Below are 13,945 nucleotides of genomic sequence, written 5' to 3'. Positions count from 1 at the left end.
ACCTGCAACGGAAATCAACGTACTTTGTTAGTAGAATAAACTATTGTCTAAAAGCAACAATGTAAGCGAAAAGCGTTTGTAATTTAATGAATAGAAGGGGGCTCTAACTGTGGCTCAAACTGAATTAAACACAAAATTGCAAAAGAAGAACAAAAAAAAGAAACAGCTCTCTCTAAAACAGCAAAGGTTAATATTTGTATACAGTAGCTTGGCCATCCCTTTACTTTTCTTCATCTTCATTCGTTTTGCTCCCACCCTTTATACCTTTAATGTCGGTTTCCATGAATGGACCATCTTATCGGATGTAAAGCCATTTGTGGGATTAGAAAATTACATAGGCTTATTTAATGATGAAGTTTTTCGACAAGCACTTAAAAATACATTTGTATATGTCATTTTTGGGGTTACTGGACAGTTAATAGTAGGTCTGGGAATTGCCCTATTACTTCAAAGAATCAATAAATTTGTTGGATTCTTCAGGGTTATTTACTTTATCCCGTATGTTACTAGTATTGTTGCGGTGAGTTGGATCTTTAAATGGTTGTTTATGAATAACGGGATTATTAACAATGTCCTCATAGATTTAGGTTTTGAAAAACAATTATTTTTAAGCTCACCTGATCAAGCCATTTATGTCATTATTGCCTCCATGATTTGGCAAGGCATTGGCTTCCAGATGGTTATCTTTTTAGCAGGACTCGAAAACATTCCAAAAATGTTCTATGAAGCAGCGGAAATTGATGGGGCTAACAGCTGGCAAAAATTCCGTCGGATTACATTACCTTTATTAAATCCTACCATTGTCTTTTCAGCCGTAATCGGAAGTATCGCCTTCCTACAAACTTTTACACAGGTTCAAAATATGACAATGGGTGGACCATTAAATTCAACTAATTCTATGGTTCACTATATATACGAGCTTGCCTTCCAGCGCTTTCAGATGGGGTATGCATCAGCAGCGACCGTTATCTTATTCTTAATTGTTTTAGCCTTGACGCTATTCCAAATGAAAGTACTAACGAGAAAGTTTGATTACTAATGAGGGGAGGCAACGGGTCATGACAAAGTCAAAAAGAGTTAAAAAGACCATTGTATATACATTGTTAATTTTAGGTTCGGTTTTCATGATATTCCCGTTTTTATGGATGATCTCTACATCGTTTAAGACGCCTTTAGAGGTCTTTTCACTTACACTCATTCCTGAAAACCCAACTCTAGCAAACTATATTGAAATTTTTAAAGATACATTATTTGGAAAATGGTTTCTGAATAGCTTGATCGTCGCAGTTATTACAACACTCAGCGTGGCATTTTTTGATACGCTCGTAGGTTACATCTTGGCTAAGTTCCATTTTAAAGGGAGAAATATTATTTTTATCTTCATTCTAAGTTCGTTAATGATTCCTACCGAGATGTTAGTGATTCCATGGTACTTAATGTCAACAGAGCTAGGATGGGTAGATACTTATTGGGGAATTATGTTCCCAGGGGTCATCTCTGCTTTTGGAATCTTCCTAATGAAGCAATTTATGGAGTCCATTCCTGAAGATTTGCTAGATGCGGCTAGAATAGATGGAATGAATGAGTTTAAGATTTTCTTTAAGATAGCCATTCCGCAGGTATTACCTGCGCTATCTGCACTATGTATTTTCACCTTCCTTGGAAATTGGAACGCTTACCTTTGGCCGTTAATTGTTATTGAGAATCCTGAACTACGGACTTTACCGGTTGGGCTTGCCTACTTCTCCGGTGAAAACGAAGATTACTGGGAGTTAATTATGACAGGTGCTACGATAGCGGTTATTCCACTCATTATTGTGTTCCTGTTCTTCCAACGTCAAATTATTAAAGGAATTACCTTAACAGGAATGAAATAATACAGTATTTTACAGGAAGTCTCTCTTTAATGAGAGGCTTTTTTATTGAACATGCTTAGGTTCTGGCTAGTAATAATGCTGTAAAAGTGGTTTTACGGAAAAAAGTAAGTGGAACGGACTATCCTTTTTCTGAGTCTAAAGACAGGGGGGGAAGTGCCGGAACCCGAAATAACGCCTGTTTTTGGCCATTTTTGTCGACTAATGAAGAAATTTCATATTTTTTTAAAGAAAATGTTGGAAGTTTTCATTAGGTCTTTCACTCCAAGAAAATGAGTTTTTGAATTGGATAATTTTTCTGAAAATAAGAAGATAGACCTATTAAGAATTTCGGACTCCTGCCTTCTCCTCTTCTGGAAGTTAAAAACAAAGGAAAATAGAATCATCAATGTATGTTGAGGTCTCACGAGACTATTGAAAAAATTGTGAAAATTGCACGATTTCAATTTGATTCTGTCGATTATATGATGGTGTCAAGAGATCAGGCGGACAACAAATGCTGAATCTCGACAAAGGCAAAATTGGTGAAAGCCAATGACGCAAAGCTACAGGGGCTACGGTGTTTGAAAAGACACTATGCCAGCCAGTTACCGAAAGATGCAGGGTGTCGTGAACAATTGAAGAGAAGGTAAGGATCCACTCATCCGTCCTTATAGTATATTTGCTAACCTCCTTACTTCTCTAAAATTGTAAACGACTTCGAAGCAACCTCCCTTTCGGTAAAGGCGGGGTTATTTTTTATAGGAGCGGAGGTGAAAGAGTGAAGCTTGTCAACTTACGCAATGAGGAGATCATTGCGGAACATGTAAACCCAGCCTATCAGTTTTTTAAAAGGTTAAGAGGGTTGATGTTCACTGCCGACTTAGAAGAAGGTGTTGGCTTGCATATTAAACCCTGCCGATCTATCCACACATTCTTTATGAACTATGACATTGATGTCCTTTATTTAAACGAATCCAATGTTGTAGTAGCTGTTGATGAATCGTTCGAACCAGGGAAGTTTGGGAAGGTTTATGCTGATGCAAATTCTGTTATAGAGCTCCCATCCGGCACAATTAGCCAAACAGAAACAAAGGTTGGAGATCAAGTTTCACTTGAGCGGTAACTCCAACAAAGTAGGAATCCTGACATATTGTTAGCAAAAGAAAAGATCGTAAAAAACAAAAATTAAACTAAATTTTAGGAGGAAACAAACATGATGGAAAAAATGAAAGCTTTATTCGTAGAAGAAGAAGGACAAGGTATGACTGAGTATGGTTTAGTATTAGGAATTATTGCGGTAGCGGTTGTAGGAGCACTAACTTTACTTCGTGAAGAAATCGTAACAATGTTTGATAATGTTGTAACAGCAGTAACAGGTCGTGAAACAGGCGACGGGTCAACTCCACAATAATTAGATGTTAAAAAAACTATGGCTAGAAGAAACTGGCCAAGGCATGACGGAGTATGGCTTAGTGCTCGGAATCATAGCTGTAGCCGCTTTAGCGTCTATACTAACTTTACAAGAAGAAATCGCTGAAATGATTAACAGAGCGGTTTCAATTGTTTCCCAAGGTAATGATGCCGCTTCTTAATGAAGAAAGGTGTTCAACCTTTAAATATGACAAAAATAGTCTTACGTCTGACGTGAGACTATTTTTGTATCAATATTGAATTTTAAAACCTCTTTGAAGGTGAGATTAAATGAATATAATTGATATTTTACTTTGCGTAGTATTAGTCATTTGTGTTTTAACAGATTTGAAGGAACGTAGAATTTACAATAAAGTGATATATCCATCCTTGTTATTGACGTTGTTTATTCACCTTTTTAGTACAGGATGGGAAGGTTTGTTATCTAGTATTTTTGGATTTTTTGTAGGAATGGGGCTTCTTTTAATTCCTTATCTGTTAGGTGGAATTGGTGCTGGTGATGTTAAGTTGTTAGCACTTATTGGTGCCATGAAGGGAACAGTGTTTGTTTTAATTACCGCATTATACATGGCTTTGTTAGGTGGTTTACTAGCACTATTTGTTCTTTTATTTAGAAGAGGAGTGTTAGCGAGGATTAAAACCATTCTGTACTCCCTCTCTGGAATCAGGCAAGGAGTGAAAATCCCTTTAACCATAGCAAAAGAAGACTATAAAGCGACGTACCCATATGGAGTAGCCATTGCGGGTGGTGCATTATTAAGCTTTTTCTTAAGTGGGGTGAGTCTAGTTTGATTCGAGATGAGCGAGGACAATCAATGGTAGAAGTTGCACTTATCTTACCGTTACTACTTCTTTTATTGGCAGGAGTTATTGATTTAGGTAGAGTATTATATTCAACTTCTCATTTACACCTAGCTACTCAGGAGGCAGTTAGATTAGGCGGGTTAGGCAAGTCTGACACTGAAATTAGTGAATTTGCAAGGGATTACTTTAAGCTTGGAGACCCAGCACTTTTAGAGATTGAAATCTCTCCTACAGAGAATGCTAGAACATCTGGTGAATATGTACAAGTTTCAATAGATTATCCATTGAAACTGATTACGCCTATTTTGAACCAATTCATACCTAACCCGGTAGTAATCCATGCGGATTCAACCATTCGGGTAGAATGAGGTGTTTTATGAGTAGATTGATAGGTTTATGGAAGAAGGAAAATGGAAACGCTCTTGTCCTTGTATCTATTGCTTTGATGGCCTTGCTTGCTATTACAGGGCTAGTTATAGATGGTGGAATGGTTTATCAAACGAAAAGTCATTTGCAAAAAGTTGCTAATGCCGCCGCTCTATCTGGTGCACAAGAGTTAACCAATAATCAAGATAAGGTTGAAGAAATAGTATACTCGGTCATTGACCAGCACGACACTGAAGTCTCGTTAACAAACTTGGGTATCGAGATGCCCAAAAGTGTAGAAGTGGACTTAGAGGTCCCGGTGTCTCTTGCATTTTCCAAGCTATTAGGGAAGGACCAGGTAATGGTCAAAGCTCATGCTACAGCAGAATTAAGAACCATGGGTCGAGCTGTAGGTGCAGCCCCGTTAGGAATCGATGAATCGATAATGCTTGAGTACTACAAGGAATACCAGCTTAAAGTGGATCAGCAGGATGTAGATAGTGGTAACTTTGGGGTATTAGCATTAGGGGGAACAGGTGCGGCTACCTACGAGTACAATTTACGTCATGGATATCAAGATGAGTTGAAAGTTGGAGATGTGTTAGAAACACAAACAGGAAATATCGCTGGAAAAACTAGATCGGTTATTAGAGAAAGAGTTAATGGATGTCAAGAAAATCCAAGAGACGTTAATGTGAGAGACTGTTCTAGGGTTATTTTAATTCCTGTCTATAAACCCCTTAATCATACTGGAAATCAGTTAAAAGAGGTACAAATTACAGGATTTGCTTATTTTTATGTCACGGATCCTATGGACAGTCATGATACATCAATAAGAGGTATGTTTATAAAGCGAACTGGAACTGGATACGAAGAACCAGGAGCCTTAGATCGTGGTGCATTCAGCATTAGATTAACAGAGTAGTAGGTGGGGGAAAAATGCGATCAAAAATTATACTAATGTTAGCCTTACTAATGGGTGTTGTAACGACAGTTTTATTTTTTAATTATATGAAGCAATTTGATACGGAGACAGTTGCCAAGCAAAATCTGACTACAGTAGTTGCTGCTAAGGAAAAGATTCTAAAAAACGAAGTCATTTCCACCGAAAAGCTAATGACTATTGAAGTTCCAACTGAAGGGCTTCATTCAAATGTGATCAAAAGTATGGAGGGGTTAAGTGGTCAGTATGCAACTGCTGTCATTGAACCTGGAGAAGTCTTATTAGATCACCGTGTAATGGATGAAAAAGAAGAAACAGTATTTGTATCACGGAAATTAAATGAAGGTATGACAGCTGTTTCTATTGGTGTCAATTTTGTACAATCTGTTTCAAACTTAGTAGAACCTGAAGATCAGGTTAACGTCATTTTCTCAGAAGTTGTTCAAATCGGACAAGAAAAAGTAGTAAGAACTGAGATGTTACTAGAGAATGTTAGAGTGTTAGCGGTAAATAGAAGAATGATTGAAACACAAAATGAGGAAGAACCTCATGAGGAATACAGTGCAGTAACTTTGGAGATAAATCCATCAGATTCTGTAAAGCTAGTCAATGCATTAGAAAGAGGAAATCTACATTTAGCTATTCACACTAGAATCGTAGCTGACGTTAAGAAGGATTCTAATGAATAAAACGGAGAGAAATGGGGGTGACAGTCATGACTGAAGAAGTACAACAACCAGAGAAGAAGAAAAAAAGAGGCGAAATGATTGTGGTCTGTAGTGCTAAAGGAGGCGTCGGAAAGACAACTTTAACGGTAAACCTAGCCGTTGCCTTAAGGAAAAAGAACATTAAAATTGGTGTGTTAGATGGTGATTTCCAGTTTGGTGATGTCGGGTTAGCATTGGATTTACAATCAACATTTACGATGAAAGATGTAGTGGAAGAAATGGATCGGCTGGATGCCCCCACTCTGAATAGCTACCTATGTAGTCATGATTCAGGTGTTAAGGTGCTACCGGCACCAGATCGCCCAGAATATGCTGATTTAATTACGGAGCAATCGATAGAAAAGGTAACAGAACTCATGTTACAAGACTTTGATTACCTGCTTGTGGACACAGGTGCTGGAATTAACGAAAAGTCCATTCAACTTCTAGAAAAAGCAGACCAAATTATTGTTATTACAAACTTAGAAATGGCCACTCTTAAAAATACGAAGCTTATGTTAGAAACACTAAATATTCTTGAACTAAGTGATAAAGTTCAATTAGTGGTTAATCGTTCAACAATGGAAAGTGTTATTTCTGCTCAAGATATTCCTGATATCTTAGGAATTGAAGAGCAAATGCTTATACCTAATGACTTTCAAACTGCTTCGCAGTCATTAAATATAGGGATCCCTTTTGTTACTAGTCAAGCTAAGTCGGATGTAGCTAGATCTTACTTTAGAATTGCAGAACAGTTGACTTCTAGAAGAGAAATAGCGCCAATTCAAACAAAGGGACCATCAGTATTATCAAAATTATTTGGTCGAAAGAAGGAAAAGGAGGGATCGCTGACATGAGTTTGTTAAGTCGTATTCAAGAAAAAAAGCCGGAGCAGAAGAATGATAGTTCAGTAGAGGCAACTCAAGAAGAGACTCAGGATGTTGCATCCCCCAAAAAGGATTTAATGGCTGTTTTCCGTGAGTCCAGAAAATCCGAAGCTCCAAAGAAAAAAACCAATCAATCTCCTGTAAATAAACACCAGGAGTTAAAAAATCTCCTCCATAAGCAAATCTTACAAGAAATGAAAGAGGATGAAGAAATAGAAGCTATCATTCCAAATATTGATGCAATGGCCATCGAAATCATAAAAGAAGATGAAACATTTCGAGGTAAGGTCGACCGAAAGAGAGTCGTTGATGAGTTAATTAACGATTTAACAGGGTTTGGTCCTATTAACCCCCTTTTGCTAGATGAAGATGTATCAGAGGTAATGGTTAATGGTCCAAGTCACGTTTACTGTGAAAGAAAAGGTAAATTAGAACTTACCAATATAACATTTCGAGACCATGAGCATGTAATGAGCGTCATTGAAAAAATTGTAGCTCCTATTGGAAGAAGAATTGATGAAAGTAGTCCGATGGTAGATGCGCGTTTACCAGACGGTTCCCGTGTAAATGCAATAATACCTCCTTTGGCACTGAATGGACCTACTCTAACTATACGTAAATTCTCTAAAGACCCATTTACAATTGATGACCTCATTCAATTTGGAACCTTAACGGCTGAAATGGCTATGTTCTTAGATGCCTGTGTAAAAGCAAGGTTGAATGTGTTTGTAAGTGGAGGGACAGGTTCTGGTAAGACAACTACACTAAACGTATTATCCAATTTTATTCCGAACGATGAGCGCATTGTAACCATTGAGGATGCAGCAGAGCTTCAGCTTGGTCAAGAGCATGTCGTGTCCCTCGAATCTAGACCACCAAATATTGAAGGAAAAGGCTCCATTTCCATCCGTGACCTGGTAAGGAACTCCCTCCGTATGCGACCAGATCGTATTGTTATCGGGGAGGTTCGTGGATCTGAAGCTTTAGATATGTTACAGGCCATGAATACGGGGCATGATGGTTCCCTTGCTACAGGTCACTCTAACAGTCCTAGAGATATGATTGCCAGACTTGAAACCATGGTACTTCTCGCGGGTGTAGAGCTTCCCGTAAAAGCCATTAGAGAACAAATAGCTGGAGCAATTGATGTAATCATTCAACAATCTAGATTAAAGGATGGTACAAGGAAGATTGTAAAAATAACGGAAGTACAGGGATTAGAAGGAGACGTCATTGTTCTACAAGATATCTTTACATATCAACAAGAAGGAGTAGATGAAAGAGGGAAGATTATTGGTAGACTCATTCCTACAGGGGTTCGACCAAAGTTTTATGAGCAACTGGAAACTTCCGGTATCAATATTCCAGTGAGTGTCTTCTTAGACGAGGAGGACTGGCCAGTATGAAATGGTACTTGATAGGAATGGTTATGTTTTCATCCTTTTTGCTTTTTACAGCCATTTTTCAAATGATATTTTTATCCGATAAACGAATGCAAAGAAGGATGAAAAAGTATCTAGAACAGAGTGCAAAAAAGAAGTTGTCACCGAAAACATTTAACTTGGTTCTTCAGGTACGATTAGCTACCAAGAAAATTCAAGAACAGGTTTTAACGAAGGAAAAAAACTCAAGGCTAGAGACATTACTAAAGCGTGCGGGAGTTCCCTTAAAACCTGAGGAATATATATTGTTTCAGTGGATGTCAACAGCACTAGGAGGAGGCTTTTTCTTCCTTATTAGTGGAAATGTATTATTTTTAGTTCTCGGAGCATCGTTAGGATTTATGGCACCGAAATGGGTCGTTATTAAGAAGCAGCGCGACCGAGTAAATGGTTTTAATGAACAATTAGCTGACATGATTACAACGGTTGTGGGTGCATTGAGGGCGGGCTTTAGTTTCCCACAAGCACTTCAAACGGTTGTAGAGGAATCTGCTTCTCCGATGAAAGAAGAAATAGAGACTGTTTTAAGAGAGATGCAATATGGAAGTAGTTTAGAGGATTCGCTCAATCGTTTAAAGGAGCGAATGCCGAGTGAAGACCTAGACCTCATGATTCAGGCCATCCTTATCCAACGTCAGGTAGGTGGAAATCTAGCCACAGTACTTGAAAAGATAGTTGATACAATTATGGATCGGAACAAAATCCAACGACAAATTCGTACTTTGACTGCACAGGGGAGATTATCGGGCATTGTAATTGGGCTCTTACCGGTCATTTTAGCTTTTGTTATTTATTTAATCGAACCAGGGTATATCGGTACTTTATTCTCGGATACAATAGGTCTTATTTTAGTTGGATCAGCTACTATTTCTGGGGTTATTGGCTTTTTCCTAATCCGAAAATTAACCACTATAGAGGTGTAGTCAAATGATGTATGTTACGTTTTTCTTTACAGTCTCCTTGTTTTTGTATGGACTGTATATATTAAGAGTTGATAAGAAGAAAAAGGTACAGGCAAGACTCTCCTCTGTTTTTTATGTGGATCAAGCGCAAGAAAAGGAAGTCGTTCCTGCAGAAAAAACGAGCAGATTTTCAGTGAAGCCACTTTTTCAACTTATTTGGAAACATGGTCGAAAAATATTATTAAAAAAGAGGACAAACGATAAGGAAGAAAAACTTGAACTGAAGTTATTGCAGGCTGGAAACCCCTTCGGTATGCGGACAGCCGAATATCGAATGCTTCAAATCGCTCTGTTGCTAGTATTTCCTTTCTTATGTGTGGGATATGGATTGCTTCTAGGGCTTGAAATAGGAGCCATTATTATAATTGTATGTATTGGAATAGCGCTTGCTAGCTATTTACCTTATTACTATATAAATCAAAAAATAAAAACTCGAAACCATTTTGCGCTTCGAGAGCTACCAGATTTCCTAGATTTGCTAACAGTCAGTCTGGAAGCTGGATTAGGATTTGACTCAGCTATTAGTAAGGTAGTTGCTAAAAAAGAGGGAGTTTTACCAAAGGAATTTCATAGAGCCTTGGAAGAAATACGTTTAGGAAAAACAAGAAGGGAAGCGCTTATTGGTGTTAGAGATAGAATTCTTGTAGAAGAAATCCGAACACTGATAAGTAGTATTGTTCAAGCGGAAAAGCTTGGGATTGGAATGGTTCAAGTATTGCGTGTTCAGTCTAATGAAGTACGAGAGCAACGTAAACAGAGAGCAGAAGAAGAGGCGATGAAAGCCCCTATTAAGATGCTTTTTCCTCTTGTATTATTTATTTTTCCTAGCTTGTTTATTGTTTTGTTGGGTCCTGCCATTATTCAGTTTATTAGCACATTCTAGTAAGAAATTAGAGTCACTAAAAGGTGGCTCTTTTCTTGTCTCTAGAACTACTACCCATTGATAAAACATTCTTACAACTATATGATTAAACTAGATTTTACAAAAGAGGTGTAGAAATGACACAATTACGTGTAGGGATCATTGGATTAGGAGCGGTCGGAGAAAGACTACTAAATAAATTTTTAGAACATAACGAAACAACAGTCGCAGCGATTTGTGAACCGAATGCTGATAGAGCTCAAGTTTTTAAGGAACGTTTACCAGATGTTCATTTTTATTCTGATTACCAAGAAATATTGGAAGACGAGAACATAGATCTTGTATACATAGCGGTACCACCAAAATTCCATCATCAAATAGCTTTAGATGTGATCGCTGCTGGAAAACATATTTTATGTGAAAAGCCATTAGCTAATTCTTATCAAGAAGCAGCTGAGATGGCTGAAGCAGCTAAAAAGGCGACTGTGGTCCATGCGATGAACTTTCCAACACCATATAGCGCTGCATATTCCGTGCTAAAGGATAAGCTACAAAGTAAAGCGGTTGGTAATATTAAAAGAGTGGAACTACAAATGTACTTCCAAGAATGGCCACGTTTTTGGCAAAAGAACCCTTGGATTGCTGGAAGAGAACAGGGTGGCTTTGTACGTGAGGTTTCGCCACACTTTGTTCAGCTGATGATTGATCTTTTAGGGGATGTAACGAATATTCATTCGCATATCCAATATCCTGAAGATCCTCAGGCTTGTGAAAATAGCATTGTCGCTCATGCTGAATTATCGGATGGCACGCCCATTTTAATTAACGGTTTGAGTGGGATTGGGCAAAAAGAGCATTTAGCCTTCAAAGTTTATGGAGATCAAGGGGTTCTTTCCCTAGTAAACTGGGGTCAGTTACAAGAAGAAACGGCAGAAGGAGTTTCTCCAATCAATCTTGAATCTAAAGATTCCCTCATGGGCTTAATAGATGAAGTTGTGAAAGCAGTGAACGGTCAGGAAGCTCATTTGGTTACTTTTGACAGAGGATTAGAGGTTCAATTCGTGTTAGAACAACTTCTAGGCAATCCAATTATTGAATAATAAAAGACCCCTTTTCATAAGGGGTTTTTCTGTGGAGGGAAAGTGATGGAAAGACGATCTGCCTTAGTTGTAGGAGCAACGGGTTTGATAGGTAAGGAATTGGTCAAGCTATTGTTAGAGGATACAAGCTATGACTTTGTTGAAGTATGGGTGAGAAAACCTATTGAAATTCAACATTCAAAGCTTCATCAAAAGATTATTAACTTTGATGAGTTGTCAGTTCAAGCCATTAACCGGACGTATCATGATGTTTTTTGCTGTCTCGGAACAACCATAAAGAAGGCAAAGACAAAGGAACAGTTCAAAAAGGTTGATTTAGAATATCCAGTTGAATTAGCCAAGCTGGTCAAGCAACATGGTGTGGAGCATTACTTAGTGATTTCAGCCATTGGGGCAGATGCTTCTTCTTCTATTTTTTATAATCAAGTAAAAGGAAAACTGGAGGGTACTCTACAATCTTTAAACTTACCCAGGTTATCGATCTTTAGACCATCCATTTTAATGGGGAATCGAGAAGAATTTCGTTTAGGTGAACGACTAGGAATATCGGTTGTTTCGTTCCTGAAATTTGCATTGGTTGGCAAACTGAAAAGATACCGTGGCATATATGGTAAGGAAGTTGCAAAGGGAATGGTAGTTACGGCCTTGAGCGAAGCTACATCCCCAGTCTGGATATATGAATCTGAAGAAATTCAACAACTAGCGAATCGGGAGGAACTATGAGAGTAAACGATCCGAATCTACAATCCTGTATCCACTATATTGCTTCTATATTTGAAGAGTTGAACGTGTCTTATTCTTTTGTAGATACTTCGGCATTGTGGGTCCAAGGCGTTCACGTTCCAGAGGATTTCCCTGTACGGGTTCAATTCCAATGGGATGGTCTGAACGAGGTGTATCAGGCCTTTCAACCTCATCATCCTTCTCAGGTCGAAAAGGATGCCACTAAAGCAAGTTTTCACTTCACTTGGAACAGAATAGAAGTCCAGCTGGAATGCTTGTTTAATATGACAGTTCGAACAAACCCTTACAGAATACAAGTTGAGCATGAAGGGATTAAACTCTGGTGTACTTCCTTATATACCTATTTGTACTCAGAGGTAAGTAAGGCAGAGAAACTTTCCATTCATCAATTTTTATTTGATAAACAGCAATCTATCACTTCTAATAATGAAGCGGCTTGGAATCAAAACCAGTATGATGCGCTTGTTCAGCGTTACGGAGACCCTTTACATTTGGCAGATAAGATATCAGGTAACCCTAAGTGGAGACTACATCCCTTCTATAAATATTTCGGGGAAGTAGAAAACAAGAAAGTGGCTCATTTAATGGGGTCAAACGGGATAAAGGCAGTAGCTCTGTCAAAGCTAGGAGCTAATGTAACAGTCGTGGATTTCTCAAAAGAGAATGAAAAATATGCGAAAGAGGTTGCCATGGCAGCTGGCGTTTCCATTGAGTATTGGGTGGAGGATATCTTAGCTCTTGATGGGAAGGAAGAACTCCACCAGCAATTTGACTTCGTGTTAATGGAGTTAGGAGTCCTTCATTATTTTATTGATCTATATCCATTGTTTCAAACAGTGGCAAAAATGTTATCTAATAGAGGGAAATTCATTCTTCATGAATTCCATCCAATCTCAACGAAGCTCATTACCTCTACTGGAAAAAAGCATAAAGTAACGGGGAACTATTTTGATCCTCAAATTGAAGAAAATCAAGTAGCCTTCTCCAAGCATGTTGATGAGGAACATAAACAAGTACTTTCGACGGTACTACAAAGAAAATGGACAATTGGAGAAGTTGTTACATCTGCAGCTCAATCCGGGTTAACAATCGAGACATTAGAGGAAGAGCCAAATCATAAATCGCACGACATGGGATTACCCAAAACGTTTACATTGGTAGCGAGGAAATGAAAAAAATAGCTAGAATAGGAAATTTAGTCTCATACAAGAATAAGTATGAAAAGAATACTTAGTGAAAGGTGTGGGACTATGGGGTTTTTAGATGGTCTAATGGGAAATGCCTCAGAGGTAAAATTAGAGGATGTACAAAAGGATTTCAGTCATTTATTAGGGAGCAATGAGCGGATTGAGAAGGCCTACAAACTTATTCGTGACCTTTTTATTTTTACAAATAAAAGGTTGATATTGGTAGACAAGCAAGGGGTTACAGGGAAGAAAATGGAGTTTCACTCAATTCCTTATAAAAGTATTTCTCACTTCAGCATAGAAACAGCAGGGACCTTTGATTTAGATGCTGAACTAAAGATTTATATCTCGAGCAATACAACTCCAATTCAGAAGCAGTTTAACAAGTCACTTAATATTTATGAAGTTCAAAAAGTGTTGTCTGAGTATGTATTAGGTTAAGTGTCTAGTAAGTTGCTGCTCAAACGGTCGGAAAGCAGCCCGTTTGGCCCTGGATAGCAGGCAATTGGTAAAAATAGCGGAACCTGAGTCCTTATAGTTAAAGAAGCGGACAGGAGATCCGCTATTTGCCTAAAAAGGGTGTTTTTTATGATTTGGCGGACAGAGGATCCGCTATTTGGTAAAAAACGACGCAAAAAGGCCACAAAATAGCCA

At 38.2% G+C, this 13,945-nt stretch carries 17 protein-coding genes and 1 riboswitch; all 17 genes read left to right on the top strand.

Annotated elements, in window-relative coordinates:
- Nucleotides 1–109 precede the first annotated feature (109 nt).
- The 17 genes from ABDZ91_RS17110 to ABDZ91_RS17030 all read left to right on the top strand — a co-directional run bounded on the left by ABDZ91_RS17110 (nt 110) and on the right by ABDZ91_RS17030 (nt 13,732).
- A complete protein-coding gene (locus tag ABDZ91_RS17110) occupies nt 110–1,039 on the top strand; it encodes a carbohydrate ABC transporter permease (protein ID WP_343801532.1) in 930 nt (309 codons plus the stop codon).
- A gap of 19 nt (nt 1,040–1,058) precedes the next feature.
- On the top strand, nt 1,059–1,877 hold the full coding sequence (locus ABDZ91_RS17105) for a carbohydrate ABC transporter permease (RefSeq protein WP_343801529.1): 819 nt from the start codon (nt 1,059–1,061) through the stop codon (nt 1,875–1,877).
- Between the two features lie 501 nt (nt 1,878–2,378).
- Nucleotides 2,379–2,469: riboswitch (cyclic di-GMP riboswitch) on the top strand.
- Between the two features lie 165 nt (nt 2,470–2,634).
- Complete coding sequence (locus tag ABDZ91_RS17100; RefSeq protein WP_343801526.1) at nt 2,635–2,979, top strand: DUF192 domain-containing protein; 345 nt, start codon at nt 2,635–2,637, stop codon at nt 2,977–2,979.
- 90 nt (nt 2,980–3,069) lie between these two features.
- A complete protein-coding gene (locus ABDZ91_RS17095) occupies nt 3,070–3,267 on the top strand; it encodes a Flp family type IVb pilin (protein WP_343801523.1) in 198 nt (65 codons plus the stop codon).
- 4 nt (nt 3,268–3,271) lie between these two features.
- Entirely contained in the window at nt 3,272–3,448 is a 177-nt protein-coding gene (locus tag ABDZ91_RS17090; RefSeq protein ID WP_343801521.1) for a Flp family type IVb pilin, read from the top strand.
- A gap of 109 nt (nt 3,449–3,557) precedes the next feature.
- Nucleotides 3,558–4,079: an A24 family peptidase gene (locus ABDZ91_RS17085; protein ID WP_343801518.1), complete on the top strand. Its 522-nt coding sequence runs from the start codon at nt 3,558–3,560 to the stop codon at nt 4,077–4,079.
- On the top strand, nt 4,076–4,459 hold the full coding sequence (locus tag ABDZ91_RS17080) for a TadE/TadG family type IV pilus assembly protein (RefSeq protein WP_343801515.1): 384 nt from the start codon (nt 4,076–4,078) through the stop codon (nt 4,457–4,459). Before ABDZ91_RS17085 ends, ABDZ91_RS17080 begins: the two co-directional genes overlap by 4 nt.
- Nucleotides 4,460–4,467: 8 nt before the next feature.
- Nucleotides 4,468–5,382 carry a pilus assembly protein TadG-related protein gene (locus ABDZ91_RS17075; protein WP_343801512.1) on the top strand — a complete coding sequence of 305 codons (915 nt, stop codon included), beginning with the start codon at nt 4,468–4,470 and terminating at the stop codon, nt 5,380–5,382.
- Between the two features lie 14 nt (nt 5,383–5,396).
- Nucleotides 5,397–6,089: a Flp pilus assembly protein CpaB gene (gene cpaB / locus ABDZ91_RS17070; RefSeq protein ID WP_343801509.1), complete on the top strand. Its 693-nt coding sequence runs from the start codon at nt 5,397–5,399 to the stop codon at nt 6,087–6,089.
- 26 nt (nt 6,090–6,115) lie between these two features.
- Complete coding sequence (locus ABDZ91_RS17065) at nt 6,116–6,964, top strand: CpaE/TadZ family protein (protein ID WP_343801506.1); 849 nt, start codon at nt 6,116–6,118, stop codon at nt 6,962–6,964.
- Nucleotides 6,961–8,400, top strand: a complete 1,440-nt coding sequence (locus tag ABDZ91_RS17060; protein WP_343801503.1) for a TadA family conjugal transfer-associated ATPase — start codon at nt 6,961–6,963, stop codon at nt 8,398–8,400. Before ABDZ91_RS17065 ends, ABDZ91_RS17060 begins: the two co-directional genes overlap by 4 nt.
- Entirely contained in the window at nt 8,397–9,359 is a 963-nt protein-coding gene (locus ABDZ91_RS17055; protein ID WP_343801499.1) for a type II secretion system F family protein, read from the top strand. Before ABDZ91_RS17060 ends, ABDZ91_RS17055 begins: the two co-directional genes overlap by 4 nt.
- A gap of 4 nt (nt 9,360–9,363) precedes the next feature.
- On the top strand, nt 9,364–10,281 hold the full coding sequence (locus tag ABDZ91_RS17050) for a type II secretion system F family protein (protein ID WP_343801496.1): 918 nt from the start codon (nt 9,364–9,366) through the stop codon (nt 10,279–10,281).
- Nucleotides 10,282–10,397: 116 nt separating this feature from the next.
- Entirely contained in the window at nt 10,398–11,360 is a 963-nt protein-coding gene (locus ABDZ91_RS17045; protein ID WP_343801493.1) for a Gfo/Idh/MocA family protein, read from the top strand.
- 45 nt (nt 11,361–11,405) lie between these two features.
- Complete coding sequence (locus ABDZ91_RS17040; protein ID WP_343801490.1) at nt 11,406–12,083, top strand: oxidoreductase; 678 nt, start codon at nt 11,406–11,408, stop codon at nt 12,081–12,083.
- Entirely contained in the window at nt 12,080–13,276 is a 1,197-nt protein-coding gene (locus ABDZ91_RS17035) for a class I SAM-dependent methyltransferase (RefSeq protein ID WP_343801487.1), read from the top strand. The genes ABDZ91_RS17040 and ABDZ91_RS17035 overlap by 4 nt, the downstream gene beginning before the upstream one ends.
- 78 nt (nt 13,277–13,354) lie before the next feature.
- Nucleotides 13,355–13,732: a PH domain-containing protein gene (locus ABDZ91_RS17030; protein ID WP_343801484.1), complete on the top strand. Its 378-nt coding sequence runs from the start codon at nt 13,355–13,357 to the stop codon at nt 13,730–13,732.
- Nucleotides 13,733–13,945 lie beyond the last annotated feature (213 nt).

This window comes from Bacillus carboniphilus (assembly GCF_039522365.1).
Lineage (GTDB): Bacteria > Bacillota > Bacilli > Bacillales > JC228 > Bacillus_BF > Bacillus_BF carboniphilus.
Note: the sequence above shows the minus strand (reverse complement) of the source record. Positions and strands in the feature narration are given on the sequence as shown.

Coding starts and splice junctions, on each gene's coding strand:
- ABDZ91_RS17105 (WP_343801529.1), top strand. CDS start 1,059: ATGACAAAGTCAAAAAGAGTTAAAAAGACCATTGTATATACATTGTTA.
- ABDZ91_RS17095 (WP_343801523.1), top strand. CDS start 3,070: ATGATGGAAAAAATGAAAGCTTTATTCGTAGAAGAAGAAGGACAAGGT.
- ABDZ91_RS17090 (WP_343801521.1), top strand. CDS start 3,272: ATGTTAAAAAAACTATGGCTAGAAGAAACTGGCCAAGGCATGACGGAG.
- ABDZ91_RS17085 (WP_343801518.1), top strand. CDS start 3,558: ATGAATATAATTGATATTTTACTTTGCGTAGTATTAGTCATTTGTGTT.
- ABDZ91_RS17075 (WP_343801512.1), top strand. CDS start 4,468: ATGAGTAGATTGATAGGTTTATGGAAGAAGGAAAATGGAAACGCTCTT.
- cpaB (WP_343801509.1), top strand. CDS start 5,397: ATGCGATCAAAAATTATACTAATGTTAGCCTTACTAATGGGTGTTGTA.
- ABDZ91_RS17065 (WP_343801506.1), top strand. CDS start 6,116: ATGACTGAAGAAGTACAACAACCAGAGAAGAAGAAAAAAAGAGGCGAA.
- ABDZ91_RS17060 (WP_343801503.1), top strand. CDS start 6,961: ATGAGTTTGTTAAGTCGTATTCAAGAAAAAAAGCCGGAGCAGAAGAAT.
- ABDZ91_RS17055 (WP_343801499.1), top strand. CDS start 8,397: ATGAAATGGTACTTGATAGGAATGGTTATGTTTTCATCCTTTTTGCTT.
- ABDZ91_RS17050 (WP_343801496.1), top strand. CDS start 9,364: ATGATGTATGTTACGTTTTTCTTTACAGTCTCCTTGTTTTTGTATGGA.
- ABDZ91_RS17045 (WP_343801493.1), top strand. CDS start 10,398: ATGACACAATTACGTGTAGGGATCATTGGATTAGGAGCGGTCGGAGAA.
- ABDZ91_RS17040 (WP_343801490.1), top strand. CDS start 11,406: ATGGAAAGACGATCTGCCTTAGTTGTAGGAGCAACGGGTTTGATAGGT.
- ABDZ91_RS17035 (WP_343801487.1), top strand. CDS start 12,080: ATGAGAGTAAACGATCCGAATCTACAATCCTGTATCCACTATATTGCT.
- ABDZ91_RS17030 (WP_343801484.1), top strand. CDS start 13,355: ATGGGGTTTTTAGATGGTCTAATGGGAAATGCCTCAGAGGTAAAATTA.